The sequence below is a fragment of the Hymenobacter sp. YIM 151500-1 genome, assembly GCF_025979885.1.
GTDB lineage: Bacteria > Bacteroidota > Bacteroidia > Cytophagales > Hymenobacteraceae > Hymenobacter.
This window is the reverse complement of sequence record NZ_CP110139.1, coordinates 4,796,337-4,817,280: the sequence shown is the minus strand read 5'-3', so window position 1 is coordinate 4,817,280 and position 20,944 is coordinate 4,796,337. Positions and strand designations below refer to the sequence as shown.

17 protein-coding genes are annotated in these 20,944 nt (G+C 62.8%); 10 read left to right on the top strand and 7 right to left on the bottom strand.

What is annotated here, in order from left to right:
* Positions 1–143: 143 nt before the first annotated feature.
* The 3 genes from OIS53_RS19905 to OIS53_RS19895 form a co-directional block, all read right to left on the bottom strand.
* Positions 144–1,073, bottom strand: coding sequence for a bifunctional metallophosphatase/5'-nucleotidase (locus tag OIS53_RS19905; protein ID WP_264680331.1), 930 nt, complete (start codon positions 1,071–1,073; stop codon positions 144–146).
* Between the two features lie 135 nt (positions 1,074–1,208).
* Entirely contained in the window at positions 1,209–1,970 is a 762-nt protein-coding gene (locus tag OIS53_RS19900; protein WP_264680330.1) for a 5'-nucleotidase C-terminal domain-containing protein, read from the bottom strand.
* Positions 1,971–2,106: 136 nt separating this feature from the next.
* Positions 2,107–3,330 carry a porin family protein gene (locus tag OIS53_RS19895; protein WP_264680329.1) on the bottom strand — a complete coding sequence of 408 codons (1,224 nt, stop codon included), beginning with the start codon at positions 3,328–3,330 and terminating at the stop codon, positions 2,107–2,109.
* 156 nt (positions 3,331–3,486) lie between these two features.
* On the opposite strand from OIS53_RS19895, the gene OIS53_RS19890 reads away from it, so the two are divergent.
* From OIS53_RS19890 to OIS53_RS19870, 5 genes are all read left to right on the top strand, one after another.
* Positions 3,487–5,289: a methylmalonyl-CoA mutase family protein gene (locus tag OIS53_RS19890; RefSeq protein ID WP_264680328.1), complete on the top strand. Its 1,803-nt coding sequence runs from the start codon at positions 3,487–3,489 to the stop codon at positions 5,287–5,289.
* 86 nt (positions 5,290–5,375) lie between these two features.
* Positions 5,376–7,640 carry a methylmalonyl-CoA mutase gene (gene scpA / locus OIS53_RS19885; protein ID WP_264680327.1) on the top strand — a complete coding sequence of 755 codons (2,265 nt, stop codon included), beginning with the start codon at positions 5,376–5,378 and terminating at the stop codon, positions 7,638–7,640.
* Positions 7,641–7,702: 62 nt separating this feature from the next.
* Complete coding sequence (locus OIS53_RS19880; protein ID WP_264680326.1) at positions 7,703–9,193, top strand: RNA-binding domain-containing protein; 1,491 nt, start codon at positions 7,703–7,705, stop codon at positions 9,191–9,193.
* A gap of 880 nt (positions 9,194–10,073) precedes the next feature.
* Complete coding sequence (locus OIS53_RS19875) at positions 10,074–10,433, top strand: hypothetical protein (protein WP_264680325.1); 360 nt, start codon at positions 10,074–10,076, stop codon at positions 10,431–10,433.
* Positions 10,434–10,910: 477 nt separating this feature from the next.
* Positions 10,911–12,353 carry a Gfo/Idh/MocA family protein gene (locus OIS53_RS19870; protein WP_264680324.1) on the top strand — a complete coding sequence of 481 codons (1,443 nt, stop codon included), beginning with the start codon at positions 10,911–10,913 and terminating at the stop codon, positions 12,351–12,353.
* A 36-nt stretch (positions 12,354–12,389) separates the two neighbouring features.
* Here the strand turns inward: OIS53_RS19870 and OIS53_RS19865 are convergent, their stop codons facing one another.
* Complete coding sequence (locus OIS53_RS19865) at positions 12,390–12,854, bottom strand: VOC family protein (RefSeq protein ID WP_264680323.1); 465 nt, start codon at positions 12,852–12,854, stop codon at positions 12,390–12,392.
* A 392-nt stretch (positions 12,855–13,246) separates the two neighbouring features.
* Here OIS53_RS19865 and OIS53_RS19860 point away from each other — a divergent pair, with 392 nt between their 5' ends.
* Entirely contained in the window at positions 13,247–13,531 is a 285-nt protein-coding gene (locus tag OIS53_RS19860) for a hypothetical protein (protein WP_264680322.1), read from the top strand.
* Positions 13,532–13,858: 327 nt separating this feature from the next.
* The gene (locus OIS53_RS19855; protein ID WP_264680321.1) at positions 13,859–14,662 is read left to right on the top strand and encodes a zinc-dependent metalloprotease; all 804 of its coding nucleotides are present in this window, start codon (positions 13,859–13,861) and stop codon (positions 14,660–14,662) included.
* Between the two features lie 161 nt (positions 14,663–14,823).
* Here OIS53_RS19855 and OIS53_RS19850 read toward each other — a convergent pair whose 3' ends face one another.
* The 3 genes from OIS53_RS19850 to OIS53_RS19840 all read right to left on the bottom strand — a co-directional run bounded on the left by OIS53_RS19850 (position 14,824) and on the right by OIS53_RS19840 (position 17,360).
* Positions 14,824–15,312 carry an ankyrin repeat domain-containing protein gene (locus OIS53_RS19850; protein ID WP_264680320.1) on the bottom strand — a complete coding sequence of 163 codons (489 nt, stop codon included), beginning with the start codon at positions 15,310–15,312 and terminating at the stop codon, positions 14,824–14,826.
* A gap of 91 nt (positions 15,313–15,403) precedes the next feature.
* A complete protein-coding gene (locus OIS53_RS19845) occupies positions 15,404–16,075 on the bottom strand; it encodes a DUF2461 domain-containing protein (protein ID WP_264680319.1) in 672 nt (223 codons plus the stop codon).
* Between the two features lie 106 nt (positions 16,076–16,181).
* The gene (locus tag OIS53_RS19840) at positions 16,182–17,360 is read right to left on the bottom strand and encodes an NAD(P)/FAD-dependent oxidoreductase (protein ID WP_264680318.1); all 1,179 of its coding nucleotides are present in this window, start codon (positions 17,358–17,360) and stop codon (positions 16,182–16,184) included.
* Positions 17,361–17,592: 232 nt separating this feature from the next.
* Between OIS53_RS19840 and OIS53_RS19835 the strand changes: the two genes are divergently transcribed.
* From OIS53_RS19835 to OIS53_RS19825, 3 genes are all read left to right on the top strand, one after another.
* The gene (locus OIS53_RS19835; RefSeq protein ID WP_264680317.1) at positions 17,593–18,393 is read left to right on the top strand and encodes a zinc-dependent metalloprotease; all 801 of its coding nucleotides are present in this window, start codon (positions 17,593–17,595) and stop codon (positions 18,391–18,393) included.
* 64 nt (positions 18,394–18,457) lie between these two features.
* Positions 18,458–19,105: an NUDIX hydrolase gene (locus OIS53_RS19830; protein ID WP_264680316.1), complete on the top strand. Its 648-nt coding sequence runs from the start codon at positions 18,458–18,460 to the stop codon at positions 19,103–19,105.
* A 520-nt stretch (positions 19,106–19,625) separates the two neighbouring features.
* On the top strand, positions 19,626–20,720 hold the full coding sequence (locus OIS53_RS19825; RefSeq protein ID WP_264680315.1) for a YncE family protein: 1,095 nt from the start codon (positions 19,626–19,628) through the stop codon (positions 20,718–20,720).
* The last annotated feature ends 224 nt before the right edge of the window (positions 20,721–20,944 follow it).

Here is a 20,944-nt window from a genome sequence, read left to right as displayed (position 1 = left end):
CAATACAATACGGCAAAAGCAACAGGTGCGAGGTGGGGGAGAAAAGAGGGCTCGGCGCGGGCCCTGAGGAGCCCGTTTTTTTGAGGGGGAGACAAAAATGTGGAAAAGTCAGGAGACAAAAAAACGCTCCGACCTCTTGCATTTTACACCGTTTGGACAGGCAGCACCTGAGCTGCCGCCACACTGGGCCGGCGGGCTCCCCGCGCAAAGGTGTAGTCGATTCGGCCGATGTTAATTCCCGACCAGCCCACCTGATTTACGAGGGTGCGGTGGCCGTTTGGCCCGTCGATAGGCTCGGGCTGCTCCAGGAAAGTGTGGGTGTGCCCGCCAAGAATCAGGTCGATGCCGCCAACCTGGGCCGCCAGCTTCCGGTCGTCGATTTTGGCGCTTTCGTACTTGTAGCCGAGGTGCGACAGGCAGACGACCAGGTCGCACCGCTCGGGGCCGCGCAGCTTGGCTACTATTTCTTTGGCCGTGGCCACGGGGTCGAGGTATGTGGTGGCGCCAAAGTTTTTGTCGGCTACCAGCCCGGCCAGCTCAATGCCCAGGCCAAACACCCCAATGCGCAGGCCCTGCTTCTCGAACACCTGGTAGGGCTGAAAGCGGCCGGCCAGCAGAGTGCCCGTAAAGTCGTAGTTGGCAATAAGAAAGGGAAAGCCGGCGTGGGGCAGCTGCTTTTGCAAGCCTTCCAAGCCGTTGTCGAAGTCGTGGTTGCCGAGGGTGCTGGCGTCGTAGCCCATCTGGGTCATGAGCTTAAACTCCAGCTCGCCCTGGAAGAAGTTGAAGTAGGGCGTGCCCTGCCAGATGTCGCCGGAGTCCAGCAGCAGCACGTTAGCTTCCTGCCGCCGCACCTGCTCCACCAGCGCCGCCCGCCGGGCCATGCCGCCCAGCCCGGCCCACTGCGCCGCGTTGCCGGGGAACGGCTCGATGCGGGAGTGCATGTCGTTGGTGTGCAGAATGGTCAGGCGCCGGGCCTGGTTGTCGGCGGCCGCGGCTGGCAGCGCCGCCGCGCCCAGCAGCCCCAGGCTAGCCGCGCCCAGGCCCGTATGTTTCAGAAATTCGCGACGATCCACGGAGGTACTATGCTGAATGTGAATATAATGTGCAGAATGTGGAGGGAATGTGTAAAATGTGACAAATAGGAAAACGTGCGGAACGAGTGTTCTTCTGATTCTACCACATTTCTCCCATTTCCCACATTCGCCACATTACAACTTGACCCGTCCTTCCACTGCGGCCTGAATGGCCTTGCCCTGCTGAGTTTGCTCCCGGATGTGGTCGGCAATGGCGGTGCGGAGCAGGATGCCGGTGCCGCGGGGCTTGAGGGTTTTGAAGAAGGTCATGTTGTCGCCGCCCCCGGCCAGGTAGTCGGAAATGGCGATGGTGTAGGTGCGGGCCAGGTCGAAAGGCTGTCCGCCGATGCTGATGCTCGTGGGTTTTCCTTCCTGAGTCACCGCGTACACAGCCCCCGACACAGGCATTTTCACGCGGGCGGCGTAGTCGAACAGCTGCTGCACCACGGGACCGGGGGTGCTGAGCACCACCAGCTCATTCTCGAACGGCATCAGCTCAAACACCGCCCCCATGGTTACGGGCCCGGCCGGAATAGGAGCCCGCAGCCCCCCGTTCGACATCACGCCCAGGTCCACGGGCTGGCCTAGCTCCCGGCTGGCGCGCTGGCGCTGCAAGTCGCCCACGAAGTTGGCCAGCGGCGACTCGCCAGGGTTTTTGGTGATGGCCGCCGGGGCCTGGCCCAGCACCGTGGTCATCTGTTCCGTCACGCGCTGGCGGTAGGGCGCAATAAGGTCGAGGGCGGCAGGATTTTCGGCCAGGGCCGGGCCCACGGGCTGAGCCGTGGCGGGTGCCAGCTTGGCCGTGGGCACGTAGCCGGCCCGCTGGCAGGCCGGGGCCAGCAGCGTAGTGGCCGCCAGCAGCCCCAGGGCCGCCAGCTGGGAACGAAGAAATTGCATAGGGTACTACAAAGCAGGAGCGAGTGGTAAAGGTACGGCAGGACGCCGGGAGTTGCGCTGCAAACAATAGCGCCCGCCCAGGCGTGCTACCTGAGCACGCCTGGGCGGGCGCCGCCAAGTTTCTTCGGCTTTTGCTCTAGCGGAACTGATAGCCCAGCAGCAAGTGCGTGGCTTGCACCCCACCGGCCACTTTCTGCTCCACGGGAGTATCGGTAAACGACCGGCGCACTTCTACTTGCACAGCTCCGGTGCCGGCTTTCAGGGTGAGGCCAGCGCCCACAGCACCACCGAGCCGGAACGTGCGCACGTCGTAGGAGGTGGTAGTGGTGGAGGGAGCCGAGCCGTTCATCTGCTCGGTGCGCCGCTGCTGGGCGCTTCCTCCAAACCCGATGCTGGCCTGGGGCCCCGCCTGTAGGAAAGCGCGCAGCCGCCGGCCCGGCAGCGAGTAGCGAATCAGCGCGGGCACTTGCAGCGCGTTCAGCTTGACATCGGTGCGGCGCTGGGCCGTGCCGAGGAGGTTGATGCCCGAGCCTGGCACAGTCACTTCTTCCTCGAAAGTATCCTGCGTATACAAGGCCTCCAGGCGCAGCATCAGCTTTTCGCCAAACCGGCCTGGCCGGAAGCTCAGCGCCAGCCCCGCCGTGGGGTTCCAACCAGTTTTCAGGGTAGTGCGCGGGTTATTACCGAATGGCAGGGTGGCCCGGTACACCCCGGCCAGCAGGCCCAGCGCCGCTTTGCTGGCGGCGGGTGCGACGTCGGCCGCCGGGGCTTCGCGGCCACAGTTGTTGTAGGCCACAAACAGCTTCCGCAGCTGCGACTCCTTCAGCTCCACCTTCGGGATGGTAATTACCGCGGGCAGGCAGTCGGCCAGGGCTTGCTTGAGCACGGGCCGGAACAGGTAGTTCCGTTCTTTCACCTGAGCGCTGCGGGCGCCGGGCTCGGCGGTCTTCACGGTGTCGCGCTGCTGTAGGGCCAGCACCGCGCCCTGGGGGCTGCGCATAAAAAACTGCTGCTCGTCGTCGTCATTATACATCGTGTACAATGACGCCTTGCCGCTCACCAGCACTTCCATAAACACGGGCAAACCGGGCTTCGCCGGCACCGTCTCGAAGCGGGGCCCGGCCGTGGCGCCGTAGCCGCGCAGCTGGGCCGGCTGGTATTCAGTAACCGCGCTGGCACTGTTGGTTCGGAACCGGCAGAGCCGGGCTACCTGCTGGGCCCCGCGCAGCTCCACCTCCCCGCGCAGCGTGTCGCCTGCTACGGGTACCACGTAGCCGGGCCGGAAACCGGACTGACCCGCCGCGTGTAAGGAGACTCCTAAGCTAGCCAGAAAGAGTAGTAGACGTAGGTGTTGATGCATAAGCAAGGTGTATGAGTAAAGTTGAATTGGTAAAAAATCGGGCAAATGTAGAAGAAAGCTTTGCCTCGTACACTATTCTCGGCACCGGCATTCTAGACCCGAACCGGTATCTTTAACCCGCCTTTTTGGCCCGTTTTCCCACCTGCACTCCCGGCTATGGCTGACTCCCCTCGCTCCGCGCCCGTTTCCTTTTCCGAGTTTGAACCCGTCACCACCGCCGCCTGGCAGGAGCGCATCCGCCGCGACCTGAAGGGGCAGGACCCGGCCGCCCTCGCCTGGCAGACGCCCGATGGCTTTGCGGTGCAGCCCTTTTACCACCGCGAAGCCCTGGCCGAGCTGGGCGGTGCCCCGGCCCCGCAGGTTCGGCCGGGCGCCCACTGGCGCAACGTGCCCACCTACACCGTGCCGGCCACCGAGCCGGGCCACGCCGCCATCGACCGGGCCGCCAACACCCTGACCCGCGGAGCCGACGGGGCCCATTTTGTGCTGGAAAACGCCGAGGCCTTCGACGTAGACTACCTGCACCAGCGCCTGCCCCTGAACGACACGTACGTGGGCTACACCGTGCGCGGCGGCGCGGCCGGCCTGGTGCAGCGCCTGGCCGATACCGGCGCCGTACTGCGCGGCTTCCTGGTTTCGGACCCCATCACCCGCCACGCCCCCGACCTCAAGGTCCAGCTGCGCGACCTGGCCGACGCCGTGCGCCGGAGCCGGAGCTGGCCGGAGTTTCGGGCCCTGGGGCTGAACGCGGCGTTGTATGGCAACCGCGGCGCCACCGTTACGCAACAGATAGCCTTTACTTTAAGCACGGCGGCGGCTTATTTAAGTGAGCTGCCCAACCTGGGCGAGGTGTCAGTGGCCGAAGTGGCGGCGGCCTTGCACGTGCACGTGGCCATCAACCCCAGCTACTTTCCGGAGCTGGCCCGGCTGCGGGCGTTGCGGCGGCTGTGGGCCACGCTGCTGCACGCCTTTGGGGTGCCGGCCGAGGTGGCCCAGCGGCTCACCATCCTGGCCAGCACCGCCACCTGGAGCCAGACCACCCTCGACCCGCATACCAACCTGCTGCGCGTCAGCACCGAGGCCATGAGCGCCGTATTGGGCGGGGCCGACGCCGTAAGCGTGGGCTCGTTTGACAGTCTGTTTCACGGCCCCAATGAGTTTGCCGAGCGCCTGGCCCGCAACCTGCCCGTGCTGCTACGCGAAGAAGCCTACCTGGACCGGGTGCAGGACCCCGCCGCCGGCTCCTATTACCTCGAAACCCTCACCGACCAGCTGGCCCGCGAGGCCTGGGCCCTGTTTCAGCGTGTGGAGGAGGCCGGCGGCCTGCCCGCGGCCACGGGCCTCGTGTTGCAGGAGCTGCACGCGGCGGCCCAGGCCCAGTTCCGGCGCATTGCTACCGGCGAGCAGGTGGTGGTGGGCACTAACCGCTTCCACAACCCGCACGAGCAGTTCGACTACAACCCCAAGCGCCTGCTGCGCAGCCGGGAGTTCGACAGCACCCGCGCCACCTACCCTACCGAAGTGCTGCGCCTGGCTACGGCCCTGCACTTTGAGCGCCGCGAGAAAAAACGGAAACGCGCGGCCGTGGTACTGCTCGGTGCCCACACCAACCAGCTGATTCTGGAGTCGTTTCTGAGGACGCTGCCGGAGCAGGAGCGGCCCGAGCTGCGCGACGCTCACCCGGAAGGCACGCTGTCGGTGTTGTTTTCGTCGCCCGAGGAAGCCACGCTCATGTACGCCACGCCCGAGCAGTTCGGCCGCCTGGCCCGCGCCATCAGCCACGTGCCCCTCGACGAGCCCACCTTCATTCCGCCCGCCCTGCTCACCGCCGACCTGGCCACCCTGCAAGAAGCCGTGCGCGTGTTCGGCTTCGAGGAATTCACCGTGCAAGGCTACAGCACCGAAGACGTTTTGGCCCGCCTGCAAGGTAGGGGCGCGTCGCACGCGCCCGGTCGTTGAACGGCCGGCGTTGATGACCAACTACCTTTCCACCCGCGAGTCGTTCAACGACCGGGCGCGTGCGACGCGCCCCTACATCCAGACCCATGAAACCTGATTTCGCTCATATCCCCTACAACGCCGGCCAGCTGCCCGCGCCGCCTGCTGAAGCTCCCGAGACCAGCACGCCCGAAGGCATTCCGCTCAAGGAGTTCTACACGGCCCACGATGTGCAGCACCTCGACCACCTGGGCTTTGGGGCGGGCGTGGCGCCGTATTTGCGCGGGCCGTACGCCACCATGTACGTGCAGAACCCCTGGACCATCCGGCAGTACGCGGGCTTCTCGACGGCCGAGGAAAGCAACGCCTTCTACCGCCGCAACCTGGCCGGCGGGCAGAAGGGCCTGAGCGTGGCCTTCGACTTGGCTACGCACCGGGGCTACGACTCCGACCACCCGCGCGTGGTGGGCGACGTGGGCAAGGCCGGCGTGGCCATCGACTCGGTGGAGGACATGAAGATTCTCTTCGACCAGATTCCGCTGGACCAGATGTCAGTGTCGATGACCATGAACGGGGCCGTGCTGCCCGTCTTGGCCTTCTACATTGTGGCAGCCGAGGAGCAGGGCGTGCAGCCGGAGCAGCTGGCGGGCACCATTCAGAACGACATTCTGAAGGAGTTCATGGTGCGCAATACCTACATCTACCCGCCCCTGCCGAGCATGCGCATCATTGCCGACATCTTCGCCTTCACGGCCCGGCACATGCCCAAGTTCAACTCCATCAGCATCTCGGGCTACCACATGCAGGAAGCCGGCGCCACCGCCGACTTGGAGCTGGCCTACACCCTGGCCGACGGGCTGGAGTACGTGCGCACGGGCCTGGCGGCGGGCATGAAGATCGACGAGTTTGCTCCACGCCTGTCGTTTTTCTGGGCCATCGGCATGAACCACTTCATGGAAATCGCCAAGCTCCGGGCCGGACGCCTGCTCTGGGCCAAGCTCTTGCGGCAGTTCGACCCCCAAAACCCCAAGAGCCTGGCCCTGCGCACGCACTGCCAGACCTCGGGCTACTCCCTCACCGAGCAGGACCCCTTCAACAACGTGGCCCGCACCTGCATTGAGGCCATGGCGGCGGCCCTGGGCGGCACCCAGAGCCTGCACACCAACGCCCTCGATGAGGCCATTGCCCTGCCCACCGACTTCTCGGCCCGCATTGCCCGCAACACCCAGCTCTACCTTCAGCACGAAACCGACATCACCCGCGTAGTAGACCCCTGGGGCGGCTCCTACTACGTGGAAACCCTCACCCACGAGCTGGCCGACCGGGCCTGGGCCCTCATCCAGGAAGTGGAGGAGCTGGGCGGCATGGCCAAGGCCATTGAAACTGGCCTGCCCAAAATGCGCATCGAAGAAGCCGCCGCCCGCAAGCAGGCCCGCATCGACTCGGGCAAGGAAACGGTGGTCGGCGTGAACAAGTACCGCGTAGACGAAGCCACCAGCATCGAAGTCCTCGACATCGACAACGCCGCCGTGCGCGAAGCCCAGATTGCCCGCCTCCAGAAGATCCGGGCGGAGCGGGACGAAGCCGCTGTGCAAGCCGCGCTGGCGGCCCTGACGGAGGCGGCGCGGGCCGGCCTAGTCGCCTCACCCCCTAACCCCCTCTCCGAGGGAGAGGGGGAACTAGCTCTAGAAAACACTAGCTCTAAAACACTAGAAACTAGTCCTCCCTCTCCCTCGGAGAGGGGGCTAGGGGGTGAGGCGAACGGGGAAGCCGATAACTTATTAGCCCTCGCCATCAACGCCGCCCGCCTGCGCGCTACGCTGGGCGAGATTTCCGATGCCCTGGAGAAAGTGTATGGTCGACACCAGGCCACCATCCGGGCTATTTCGGGCGTGTATTCTCATGAAATGAACTACGACGAGGAGTTTGCCAAGGCCCGCCAGGCCGCCGACGACTTTGCCGCCCGCGAAGGCCGCCGCCCCCGCATGATGGTGGCCAAAATGGGCCAGGACGGCCACGACCGGGGCTCCAAAGTCATTGCCACGAGCTTCGCCGACGTAGGCTTCGACGTGGACATTGCCCCCCTATTCCAGACGCCCGCCGAGGTAGCCCGCCAAGCCGCCGAAAACGACGTGCACGTGGTGGGCGTAAGCAGCCTCGCCGCCGGCCACAAAACCCTGATTCCGCAGCTCATCGAGGAGCTGGGGCAGCTCGGCCGCGAAGACATTCTCGTTATTGCCGGCGGCGTCATCCCCGCCCAGGACTACCAATTCCTCTACGATGCGGGCGTGGCCGGCGTGTACGGTCCCGGCACCGTCATTGCCGTGGCGGCCCAGGAGATTTTGGGGAAGCTGGCGCAGGCAGAGGTGTAAGCCCTCTTGTTATTGCAGACAAACGGCCGGTTCTTCCGGCCGTTTTGCTTATTTACCGGCTTATGGCGCTACCTGTCAATCTTTCGGAACTGTTATCCGGTCATACGGTGGAGTGGGAGCGGTTGGAATTTAAAACCGGCTGGAATCCGCAGGACATTCTGCACTCAATTTGCGCCTTCGCCAACGACATCAACAACTGGGGCGGAGGCTACATCGTGGTGGGCGTGCGGGAGCAGGACGGGCGCCCGGTGCTGCCGCCCGAGGGTGTACTTGTGGAGCAGCTAGACCACATGCAGAAGGAATTGCTGCAACTCTGCCACCAGATTACGCCACCCTATTTTCCCGTGGCGCAGCCAGTGCAGTACCAGGGGGCATGGCTGTTCATTATTTGGGTACCGGGCGGGCAGACGCGGCCCTACAAGGCGCCGATTTCCCTCGGCAAAGAGCACAAAGGCCAGAAGGCTTATTTTATTCGCCGCTACGCCAGCACCGTGCAGGTGCGCACCCAGGCCGACGAACACCAACTGTTGGAGTTGGCTGCCAAAGTGCCCTTCGATGACCGCATCAACCACCAAGCCGAGCTACATAACCTGAGCCCGGCTCTTATCCGCGACTTTCTCCGCGAAATCCGCAGCAACCTAGCCGACGAAGCCGAAACTATGCCCTTTGCCGAGCTGTGCGAGCAGATGCGCCTGGTGAGCGGCCCGCCAGAATACAGAAAGCCGCTGAATATTGGCTTACTCATGTTCAGCGAACATCCGGAACGCTTCTTTCGCGGAGCAGTGATTGAAGTTGTTGTGTACCGCGACGAAGTAGGCGACCAGTTCACGGAAAAACGCTTCACCGGGCCGCTGCACCGGCAGCTGCGTCAGGCGCTGGACTACTTGCGCAACCAGGTGCTGCGCGAAGAAGTCCGCAAGATCTCCGGCCGGGCAGAGGCCCAGCGCTTTTTTAATTTTCCCTATGATGCCCTTGAAGAGGCCTTGGCCAACGCCGTGTACCACCGCAGCTACGAAAGCCAGCAGACCATTGAAGTGAACGTACGGCCCGGCCAGCTGGAAATCATTAGCTATCCTGGCGCCTTGCCGCCCGTAACGCCACACATGCTCCGGCAGCCACGCATCGTCTCGCGCGACTACCGCAACCGCCGCGTCGGCGACTTTCTGCGCGAGTTGCACCTCACCGAAGGCCGCGCCACTGGCCTGCCCAAGATTCGGCGGGCCATGCAGGCCAACGGCTCCCCGCCGCCCGTGTTCGAGATGGACGAGGCCCACTCCTACTTCCTCGTCACGCTGCCCATCCATCCTGACTTCATCACCCGCGAACTGACGAGCCGGGAGCTGCACATCCTGCGCTTCTGCCAGCAGCCACGCACTCGCAGGGAGATTCTGGCGGAATTAGGGTTGAGTAGCTCACTTACCAACTCAACTCGATATATCACCCCTCTTTTGCTCGATGGGTACCTGGCCTTCACCCTGCCAGAAGTTCCAAAGCACCTCAACCAACGGTACATATCTACACCCAAAGGGCAGCAAGCTCTAGAGACAGCATGAAGGTTTGTGTATATGTTGTGTATATGTATGCGCTTAAAAAGGCTGTTTCGAGGCTACTGAGGGCATACACGCTGACAATGTAGTGTACATGTAGTGTATATGTACTTGCGGTTTGCTTGGCTTTCCGTTGTAGCTTGCAGCACCTTGCTACTTCTTATATAGGCACAATGAAAATAGTGGTATTGCTAGCTGGATGTTTTGTGTGCTTAAGTGCACAGGCACAACGGCGGGGAGTATACCATGATATAGTAACTGCCATTCAACAATCCGATAAAGTGCGCGTACTTGACTTACGTGGTCAAGAACTAGATAGCCTCCCGAAGTCCTTGCAGAACCTGCAAAACGTTGAGGCTATTCTAATAGGTATGAAACTGCGTAATCTGTGGTTTTACCCTCGTGCCTGGAAATACGAGCTACATTTTAAACGTCTGCCAGCAGGGGGGGGTATCTTCATCTGCAGGGGCGAGGCGCAGGGGGAGAATACTATTTCTTCAATCGATTCAAAAATCAACCACTTGACTTTTGCCAATTTCCTAAACTTCGGGTTTTAGATATTGGTGGTGGAGTACCATTTGTAATAGCTGACACCATAGCAACTCGCATGAGCAGGTGCCGCCCGCAAATGATCGTATTAGGGGGGCGTGTTCGCAGCAAGGATGTAGAATCTGCTGCTGATTTTATAAAAAGTTACGACGAGCAATTTAATAAATACCGTGAAGCCGAAAAATATCTGCGTGCATTTAAAATAAAATAGCAATGAAATCATATAATATTTCTTATTAAGAAAATAAATTAAAATCTCCCATCATGTTTTGATATCAATTATTTGCATTATGTGAAATATTCTAAAGAATTTGTTTTAAAAATAACGATCATCTCCATGCGCATCCACCCCTCCGACCAAGCCGACGCGGACATTGATTGGTTTGCCACCGATGCGGCCGGGCACGTCCTGCACGTAGCTTCGGGTGGGGGGCGACTGCCGGAGTCGGTGGCGGCGGATGAGGCGGCGCTGCTGGAGCTGCACGCCTATTTCCTGAATCTGCCCGAGACTACTGCCGCGGAGCCGGGGGCGGGCCTGACGGTGAACAGCCCCACCTACCCTAGCCACCCCGCTACGCCCGGCGCGGCTTATTTTCCTTTGCCAAAACCGATTTGCACAACGACGCGCACCGGCAGTACCATGTGGTGGCTCGGCCGGCTCGGCCGCTCACGGTGGCGGAGCTGCCGGAGCACCTGACCGAGCTGCTGGGCCGGACCCAGTGGCCGGGCTCCATAGCCGCGCAAACGGTCATTGACGTGGCGACTATTGCCTAGGTTGAGGCTACGCAGGCCCGAACGCTCTGCTTGGCACCATCTATCTCATAAGGCGAGGAAACACCTTGTCGGAGCGGTTCTCCTGTGAAAGTACCGTCTGTACCCGTCAGGCTCCTTTTCTCCCTCGGAAAGGCACCGGAGGTGAGGCGAAACGCCTGCCCAACACCCGTCCACTCCCTGAAGAAACACCTTCTTACGAAGCTTTATTTTCTACCTAGCCGGGGCTGCCACTAGTCGCCTGAAAATAAGTGGAACAGGATGGGTCCGGGAGGGTGAGTGTATTCATGATTTTATTACCTTAAGGGTCTTACCCCATTCGGGCCCAGGGAGTTAAGTGGGCCGCCGTGCCCAAACGTCTGAAGGGCGCTTGGTTTGTGTTTCGCTGCTCTACCCTTCTCTCATGAGCCAACTTCCAGCTTCGCCCTCCCGGCGCGAATTTATCAAGCAAAGTGCCGCCGCGGCGGCCTCCTTCCTGATTGTGCCGCGCTTTGTTCTCGGCGGCAAAGGCTACACCGCCCCCAGCGACCAGCTGCTGATTGCCGGAGTGGGCGTAGGCGGCAAAGGGGAAAGCGACCTGGCGGCGTTTGCCCGCTCGGGCAAGGCCCGAATAGCCTACCTCTGCGACGTGGACGACCGGCGGGCGGCCCGCTCCGTGCAGGCGTTTCCGCAGGCTAAATACTACAAAGACTGGCGCCAGCTGCTAGACAAGGAAGCTAAAAACTTCGATGCCGTATCGGTGGCGACGCCCGACCACAACCACGCCGCCGTGACGCTGGCCGCCATGCAGTTGGGCAAGCACGTGTACGTGCAAAAGCCGCTCACCCACGACTTGTACGAGGCCCGCGCCCTAACTGAAGCGGCCAAGCGGTACCGGGTGGTTACGCAAATGGGCAACCAGGGCGCTTCCGGCGACGGGGTGCGGCAGCTCCAGGAGTGGTACGACGCCAACGTCATCGGCAAGGTTCACACGGTGTATTGCTGGACCGACCGGCCCGTGTGGCCCCAGGGCATTGCCTGGCCGGCCCCGGCCGCCAGCGTGCCGCCGGAGCTGGACTGGGACCTGTGGCTGGGCACGGCGCCCTACCGGCCCTACGTCGATAAACTGGTGCCCTTCAACTGGCGCGGATGGTGGGAGTACGGCACTGGCGCCCTCGGCGACATGGGCTGCCACCTGATGGAAGCGCCCTTCCGGGTGCTGGGCTTGGAGTACGCCAGTGCCGTGCAGGCCAGCGTGGGCAGCGTGTACGTCGATGAGTTCAAGCGCGGCTACTTTCCCGAAAGCTGCCCGCCCTCCAGCCACGTTATCCTGACCTTCCCCAAAACCGACAAAACCAAGCAGGAAGTCACCGTGCACTGGATGGACGGCGGTATTCAGCCCGAACGGCCCGAGGAGCTAGGTCCCAACGAGCGGTTTGGCGACGGGGGCAATGGGGTTTTGTTCATTGGCAAAAAGGGCAAGATGATGGCTAGCACGTACGCCGCCGAGCCCCGCCTGCTGCCCACCTCCCGCACCCAGGAGGTGCACGTGAAACCCACCATTGCCCGCGTGCCCGGCGGGGCCGACGGCCACTACGCCCAGTGGGTGGAAGCCTGCCTGGCCGGCTACGGCAACCACTACGTCAGCTCCCCGTTTGGGGTGGCGGGTCCGCTCACCGAGGCCCTGCTGATGGCCAACCTCGCCATCCGGGGCTACGACTTGCAGCGGCCCAAAACCACCGGTCCTGGCGTCGACTACCCCGGTCGCGGCATCGAGCTGCTGTGGGACCCGAAGCAGCTCCGCGTCACCAACTTCGACGACGTGAACCGCTTCATCAAGCGTGACTACCGGCAGGGCTGGCAGTAGTGCCAGAGGCAGCGGCGTACCGGCTGCGGCGGCCCGTCAGAACCGGTCATCATTTACCTCTATCCAGAAGTTGTCGGGGTCCTGTAGGTACACTTGCTTCACGCCGTCGGGGCGGGCGGTTAGCTGCTTTTCCTCCCCGGTCCAGCTGCTGTAGCGCGTGGCGGATTGGTCTAGGCGGGCCATGAACTTGCGCAGGTTCTTGACCCGGAAAGCCAGGTGCGTGTCTTTGGCGTGTTCTTCTACCCGGGCGGCGCCCTGTATGAGGTGCAGCTGACTGTGCGGCCCCATCCGAAACCACACGTGCCGCCCATCTTTAAACGGCTCCGGGATTTGCCGCAGCCCCAGCACGTTCTGGTAGAAGTCCGTGCTCTTTTGCAGGTCGTACACGTACAGGGCGACGTGGTTTACCGTCGGGCGAACCTGGGCCGCTACCCGGCCCGGACCGGGCAGGGCTAGCACCATGGTCGCGGCGCCGAGAATCCGGTTGGTAGTTGTTATCATGGCTACGTTTTCGAGGTAGGAAGGACCTGCTTCTGCTCCAGATAAGTACGCTATTACTTGGCAATTCTCAGCTGCCGGCTTCTCTACCTGTCGTGCTTTTTCTACCAAGCGGCCCGCTTAACGCCACGAGCGCCCTATCCTACACTGAAATGGCCCGCCAGAAGCAGGCCGTTTTCATTCCGAAGCAAGCTTAGGTACAGGCAACGCTCAGCGTGTTGCGCTGCCTTCTCTCCCCTGGCGTTGGGGCGGCAACCACTGGAGCTGAGTTCTGGCCCGCCAGCACCTGTGTTGTCGGAGCTGAGGTTTCTACCTAGGGCTTCGCTTTTACTCAGGTGCCGGCTAGGCGCCGGGGGTCGGGCCTGCGTATAGCAGGGCTCACCCAAGCCAACTGTATGAATACTGATACCTTTTCTACCGGCCCCGCTGGTGTGTTTGCCCGCATCGAGCAGGATGGGCAGGCCGTTACTGTCGTCAAGCTGCAAGACGGCCTGACCATCTCCCCCATCCTGACCCAGCAGCTCCGCAGCCACCTGAATTTACCCGCCGACGCTCTGCTCCTGGTTCTTCATTCCGATGGCAGTGAGCCCGCCCAGGGCCAAGCCCAGGAGCTGTACAGCCGCTACCTCTCCACCAACACCGCCGCCGTTGCCGATGTGGTGTGGCAGCCGCTGACGTAACGCCTGGCGTAGCCGGCGCGGCGAGCCGGCCAGCCACCGATGTGGTGTGGTTAGGTCGTGAGCTTATTCGGTGAGGCGCTGTAGTTTGGATTCAGTGGCAAGCAGCCCGTGCTTCTGCAACTCGCAGTGGCACGGGCTTTTCTGTATACCCAAGGCACGGATTGGCGTAGCGGCCTGATTATAGTATTTATAATATACATAATTATTCACCATATAAGGTGTAAATTTTTCAATAAAATCAATTTATGAAGTATCACTTTCCAAAATAACGCTGTAAATTTTCAAAATAATTTTACACCTCACCACCCACTTTCCATTCACTTACTCATGAAGAAGTTTTCCTCTCCTATTCTGCTGGGTGCCCTGCTCGTATCGGGGCTGCTGAATAGCTGCGCTGAAAAAGAAGCAGTAGTACAAGATAAGCAAGGCATCAGCGCCGAGGCGTTGAACCAAATCAAATTGTCGGGCTTCAGCACGAGCAACGTGCAGCGCGACGAAGACGGCACCTACATAGTGGAGGGCGACATCCGCCTCAGCGCCCAGGAACTAAGCCAGCGGGCCGCCCAGAACTTCCTGCGCGTGGGCCAGGACGAGCAATACCGCACCACCAACCTGGTAGGCGGCCTGCCGCGCGTTATTACCGTGAGTATTTCCAGCCAGCTGCCCGCCTCCTACGTGGCCGGCCTCGACGAAGCCATTGCCCGCTTCAACGCCGAAAACCTGCAAATCACCTTTAGCCGCGTTTCCAGCGGCGCCACCATCAGCCTGGTGCGGGGCAACGGCAGCTACCTGGCGTCGGCGGGTTTCCCCACCGCGGCCGGCGAGCCGCACAACGAGGTGAAGATTAACTCCCGCGCCATCGGCAACAACCCCAGCGCGGCCTACCTGGGCACCATCCTGGCCCACGAAATCGGGCACTGCATCGGCTTCCGCCACACCGACTATATGGACCGTAGCTACAGCTGCGGCGGCTCCACTGCCAACGAGGGAGCCAGCACGGTCGGTGCCATCCTCATCCCCGGCACCCCATCGGCCGCCGACCCCAATTCCTGGATGCTGGCCTGCATCGGCTCGGGCCAGAGCCGCCCCTTCAACGCCAACGACAAAACCGCCCTCAACTACCTATACTAGGTAGTTGGTAGTAGGTAGTTGGTAGTTGGATGGCAATCATTTGCTTGTCTACCTACTACCTATTTAGGCTGATTTCTGACTGAGGCCTCATCCGGCCCCTACGAACAGCGCCGCCGCGGACCAGTCCGCGGCGGCGCTGTTGTGTTTTGTGGCTCTGCTGCCTACTCCTCGCCGAGCAGCTTCAGGGCTTCTTCGTTGCCTTGCTGGATGGCCAGGTCGCGGGCTGAGAGGCCGCGCACGTCGCGCAGGGTGGTGTCGGCGCCGGCTTGCAGCAGGATGGGCACAATGTTGTGGCGGCCGAACAGGGTGGCGAACATCAGGGCGGTACCGTTGTTGCCGTTGCGGGCGTCGAGGTCGGCGCCGTGCTGGATAAGGAGCTGGGCAATTTCGGGGTAGCCTTTGAAGGAAACGCCCATCAGGGCCGTGTTGCCGCTGGCGTCGTGCACGTTGGGGTTGGCGCCGGCCTCCAGCAGCAGGCGGGTGGCGTCGAGGTGGCCGTCGTACGCCGCCAGAATGAGGGCCGTGAAGCCGCGCCCGTCCTGGGCATTGACGTCGACGCCCTGCTGAAGCAGGGCTTGCAGGGTGGCTACGTCGCCGCGGCGGGCGGCGTCAAACAGCAGGTCTTCGGGGCGGGAGGAAGTGAAATTCATCGGTAACGAAACATGAAGTGATATAACAAGGGGGTGCCTGTGCCATACGCAGCCCAGTGCCTCGGGGCTGACCTTGGGGCTGAGCCCCGGCTTACTCGCCCGGCGTCACGGCCTCGCGGAGCCAAGTGCACAAGGGCTGCAAGGCCCGGAAGGCGGCCGGCACCGTGGCATCCAGGTCAAGGCCACGGGCGGTGGCGTCGGGAATAGCGTAAGCGGCAATGAAGCTTTTATGTTTGAGCAACTCCACGTCAGGATGGTCGGTGGGGTAGCCGGCGGGGGCTTTTTTCAGCTTCTCCCCTTCTAAGCCATTCGGAAAGAACTCCCGGAACTCCGGCGCTTGCAGCAGGGCGTGCAGACTGGCCCCGTTGTAGTCGATTTCCTGCCGGATGCGGGCCAGCTGCTCCCGGTCGGGCTGGTAGAGGCCGCCGGCCAGCAGGGTTTGCCCGTTTGGACCAATCTGCACGTAGTAACCCGGCCCGGTGCCGGCCTTGCCGCCCGCCGCAAAGTAGGCGCTGAAGTGCGTTTTGTAGGGGTCTTTGTTGCGCGAAAACCGCACGTCGCGGTAGATACGGAAGATGCAGCGGCGCGCCTCCAGCCCGGCCAGCGTGGGGTCCAGGCGCGCCAGCTCCGGCAGCCACCGCCCCACGGCCGCCTCAAAGTCGCGCCGCAACCCGTCGTAGGTACCTTTGCGGGCCTGAAACCAGTCCCGGTCGTTGTGCAAGGCAAGGTCGGCAAGGAAGTCGAGTAGGGCAGCAGTGTTCATGCGGCGAAGGTAGCTTCTGGATAGCTGCAAGCCACAAGCTGCAAGCTGCAAGCCTGTTTGAAGAGCTTGTAGCTTGTGGCTTGCAGCTATCCAGAAGTTCCTCTCCCTACCCCATCAGGCGTACCAGCCAGCGGCGCAGGGCGGGCAGGCGGGCGGCGCTGAAGGCGGCTTCAACCAGCCAGGGGGCGCGGGCCAGCAGGCGCATCAGCCAGTAGTGGCGGGCCAGGTCGCGGCCCAGGCGGCGCTGCACGTGGGCGGCGTAGGGTTGCAGGGCAGCGGGGCTGAAGTCGCGGGCGGCGCAGCAGCGGCGGGCGTGCTCGGCAGCCAGCAAGCCGCTGATGATGGCCTGGTCGATGCCGTGGCCTTGCAAGGGGTCGATGAGGGCGGCGGCGTCGCCGCAGAGCAGGGTGCGCGGACCAGTGAGGGGGCGCTGCCCTCCGCCCAGGGGCAGCCCGAAACCCTGCACCTTGCCCAGACGCCGGGCCTGGCGGAAGCGCGGAGCCAGCCGCGGGTGGGTAGCCAGCACCTCGTCCAGCACTTCCTTCAAATCAACCTGCTCGCGGGCAATGTCCTCGGAGAGCATGCCAAACCCCACGTTGAACAGCCCCTCGCCCACCGGAAACACCCAGCAGTATCCGGCCCGGTGGCGGCTCAGAAACACAAAGTCGCTGGTGGTGGCGGGCGTGTCCTGCACGCCCGTGTAGTAGGCGCGCACAGCGGCGCAGTGCCGGGACCGGTCGAGGGGCCAGGGCGCTAGCTGCCGGGCCACCACCGAATTGGCTCCGTCGCAGCCGATGAGCAGCTGGGCCGTAAGCGAAGGGCCAGTGGCGGGCTGCACGGCTACGCCTTCGGCCGTGGCGGCCACGCTTCGGATGGGGCAGTCTTCCAGAATTACCGTGGTGGTGTGGCGGCGCACCAGCTCCAGCAGGGCGTGGTCGAAGTGCAGGCGGGGGCTGTTGAAGGCCGGGTCTTGCCAGTACACACTCACCTCGGCCCCGGCCGGCGAGGCCAGGCGGCTACAGGCCATGTCGGTGCGGTGGGCGGCGGTGAGGGCGCGCAGCTCGTCGGCGTACCGGGGGTTGAGGCGGCGCAGGGCCTTGAGGGCCGGGCTGGGAATGGCGTCGCCGCACACTTTGTCGCGCGGAAAGCGGGCCTTATCGACTAGGGCCACGCGCAGGCCGCTGCCGCCCAGGGCCAGGGCGCAGGCCGTGCCCGCCGGACCCGCCCCCACAATCAGCACGTCGTAGGAAGCAGCAGGGGCAGCAGAAGCGGAAAAGTCAGGCACGCGGAGAAGGGGGTGGCTTGGGGTAGGTAAAGATAAAGTGAAAGGTATCGAAGTCAGCCGCTAGCGGAAGTCCGGGTTTTAGGGGGTCTGAGGGTAGTAAGGCTTGCTCTGAAATAGCAACTTCCCAATAGAATAGGATTCTTGTGAAAGAATAGTACCAAACATTATTGTTATAGGTAAAATATGCATAGCTTTTCCCCATCCATTCATCTTTTACAACCAACTTATTATGATGAAACGCATGCTTCCCGTCTGGGCCGCTGGCCTGGCCCTCACCCTGACCGTTGCTGGCTGCACGGAAAAAGAAAATGTACCAGCTGCCGCCGGCCAGGAAATCAGCGCTGCCACGCTGAGCCAGATTCGGCAGTTGGGGTTCAGCACTCAGAATGTACGGCGCGACGAAGACGGCAACTATCTGGTCGAAGGCGACATTTTATTGACTGCCCAGAACTTGCAGCAGCGGCCGACGGTGCAGCTGCTGCGCGTGGGCCAGGACGAGCAGTACCGCACCACCAATTTGGTAACGGGCCTGCCGCGCACTATCACCGTGAGCATTTCCAACCAGTTTCCTGCTTCCTTTACCACCGCCCTGGACGTGGCCCTGGACCGCTATAACGCGGAAAACCTACAACTACGCTTCGCGCGTGTATCCAGCGGCGCCGACATCCGCATTCTGCGGGGCGCGGGCGACTACCTGGCCTCCGCGGGCTTCCCTTCGGGCGGCGAGCCTTTCAACCTGATTCGCGTTAACTCCCGCGCCTTCGGCCCGGACATTTCCACCGGGACTATTGCCAGTGTTCTGGCCCACGAAATCGGGCACTGCATCGGCTTCCGCCACACCGACTACATGGACCGCAGCTACAGCTGCGGCGGCCAGGCGGTGAATGAAGGCGCCAGCACCGTTGGGGCCATCTACATTCCCGGCACTGCCGTTGGCCCCGACCCCGACTCCTGGATGCTGTCCTGCATTGGGGCCGACGACGACCGGCCGTTCAATGCCAACGACAAAACGGCCCTGGATTACCTGTATTAACTTCCCGCAGCTTTTTCTACGGGTAGTATCTGCAAAGGGCTTGTCTGGCGACAAGCCCTTTGTTATGCCCGTTCCGCCCGAAAACTGCTGGCTGAATACCTTGAACAACCAGGGCAGCACTGGTTTGCCGGGGGCGGCGTACTTTGCGGGCATGCTCGTTCCACCTTCGGTTGCCGACTTTCCCATTCCCCGCCACTTGCGCGACTCGGCCGTGCTGGTGCCCGTGTTCCGCGACGCCGCCGGCGACGTGCAGGTGGTGCTGGTGCGGCGGGCGGCGTTTGGGGTGCACGGCGGACAATTGGCGTTTCCCGGCGGCAAGCCCGAGCCCACCGACGAGAACCTGCTGGCTACGGCCCTGCGCGAGGCCTACGAGGAAGTTGGCCTGCTGCCCGCCAACGTTGAAGTGCTGGCTTCGCTGCCGCCGGTGGCCGTGCCCACGGGTTTCCGCATCACGCCTTACCTGGGCCGCATCCGCCGCCCTGCCGCCTGGCAGTGGCAAGCCGCCGAAATCGACGAGGTGCTGGAGGTTCCGCTACGCCACCTGGCCGACGCGGCCACGCACGCCGAGGAAGTGTGGCAGCTGCCGGGCTGGCCGGGCCCGCGCCGCGTGCCCTTCTACCGCGTAGGCGCCGGCTATGCCCTGTGGGGTGCCAGCTACCGCATCATCCAGCCTTTGATTCCGCGCCTGCTGGCGGGCGAGTGGGATATATAGCGTTTCTGGCGGCAGATCTGGTCTGGCGGCAGACTTAGCCAGCAGAGCTGGCGCGTCTGCCCGCCGGGAAATGGGGGCAAGTCTCCGGACTTGCGGCCGCCGCAGGCGGCCATCGAGCGTAAGAGCCGCCTGCCTGAATGTAGCGTTGCCGCGGGCATCGTTGCATAGGTGTCGTTCTGGCCCTCAGGGCTGAAGCCCTGAGCTAATCAGCGGAAAAAATGTCTCGCTACGTAGCCCAGGGCTTCAGCCTTGGGACACGCGGGGCGGTCCAGCATTGTGCTGCCGTGTCGCGAAGTATAACTTCGCGTTACATCTTTTGTCCTCGCTATCTAGCCATACGGCGCGGTACCGCCTGGCCACTGCGCGGCCGCAAGTCCGGAGACTTGCCCCATCCCCCGGCGGGCAGACGCGCCAGCTCTGCTGGCTAAGTCTGCCGCCAGGTTTCGGCACCTTATTTTGGCACGAAATTCCGTTACAGGGCCTGCATCTCATCCTTCCAACACCTTTGTTTTTGTTTGCTATGACGCGCTTACGTAGCGTACTGTACGCCTTGCTGTTCTTGCTGCCCGGCGCGGCGTTGGCCCAGCGGGAGCAGTCTATCTGGCTGTTTGGGCAGCAGGCGGGGCTGCAGTTCCCGGCCGATGGGGGCGCCCCTACCCCGCTGCTCACCAACAAAATGACCACCTACGAAGGCTCGGCGGTGGCCACCAATCAGCAGGGGCAGCTGCTGTTTTACACCAACGGCGAGTTCGTATTCAACCGCCAGCACCAGGTAATGCCCAACGGCCGCAAGCTCATGGGCTCCAACTCCAGCACCCAGAGCGCCCTCATCGTGCCCGACCCTGGCAGCGGCAACGTGTTCTACGTGTTTACGGTGGCCGCCCAGGGCACCAGCAACGGCCTGCGCTACTCCATCGTGGACATGACCCGCGACCGGGGCCTGGGCGACGTGCCCCGCGCCAATGCACTGCTCATCTCGCCGGTGGCGGAGAAGCTGGCCGCCGTGCGCCACCAGAATGGCCGCGACGTGTGGGTGGTGGCGCACCGCTGGAACTCCAACGCCTTCGTGGCCTTCCTCGTCACGGCCGACGGGGTGCAGACCAAGCCCATTATGAGCAACGTAGGCTCCATGCACGCCGGGCCGGGCCGCAACGCCATCGGGGCTATGAAGTTCTCGCCCGACGGCCGCAAGCTGGCCGTGGCTCTCTGGCGCGAAGCCAACAAGTATGAGGTATTCGACTTCGACCGCGCCACCGGTCAGGTGCGCAACGTCAAAACCTTCGCGCCCTACCCCGAAGCCTACGGCGTGGAGTTTTCGCCCGATGGCACCAAGCTCTACGGCTCCAGCAACGGCGAAGGCGGCGGCCAGGCCCAAATCTTCCAGTTCGACCTGAAAACCGGCCAGGCCAAAGTCATCGGCAAATCGGCCAACCGCAAAGTGGGCTCCCTGCAACGCGCCCCCGATGGCAACATCTACGTGGCCCGCGAAGACAACCCCAGCCTGGGCATCATCCGCAACCCCAACTCCGACCAGGCCACCTACACCGACGACGGCCTCAAGCTCGGTGGCCGCCGCAGCAAGCTCGGCCTGCCGAATTTCATTACGGAGCCGTAGGGCCTCACCCCCCCGGCCCCCTCTCCCGCGGAGAGGGGGAGCCTAACGGAGTTGTTTTGCGCAGCCCCTTCGGCTTTCGCCTCCGGAACTGCTACCATCAACATAAAGGAAAGCGCCATTACAAACCTGTAATGGCGCTTTGCGCTTTCTTTTGAGGGCGGTAAGCCGGTACGGAGGCCTCAGCCGACGTAGCGGCGTCGAACGTTTGTCGTCAGGCTCCCCCT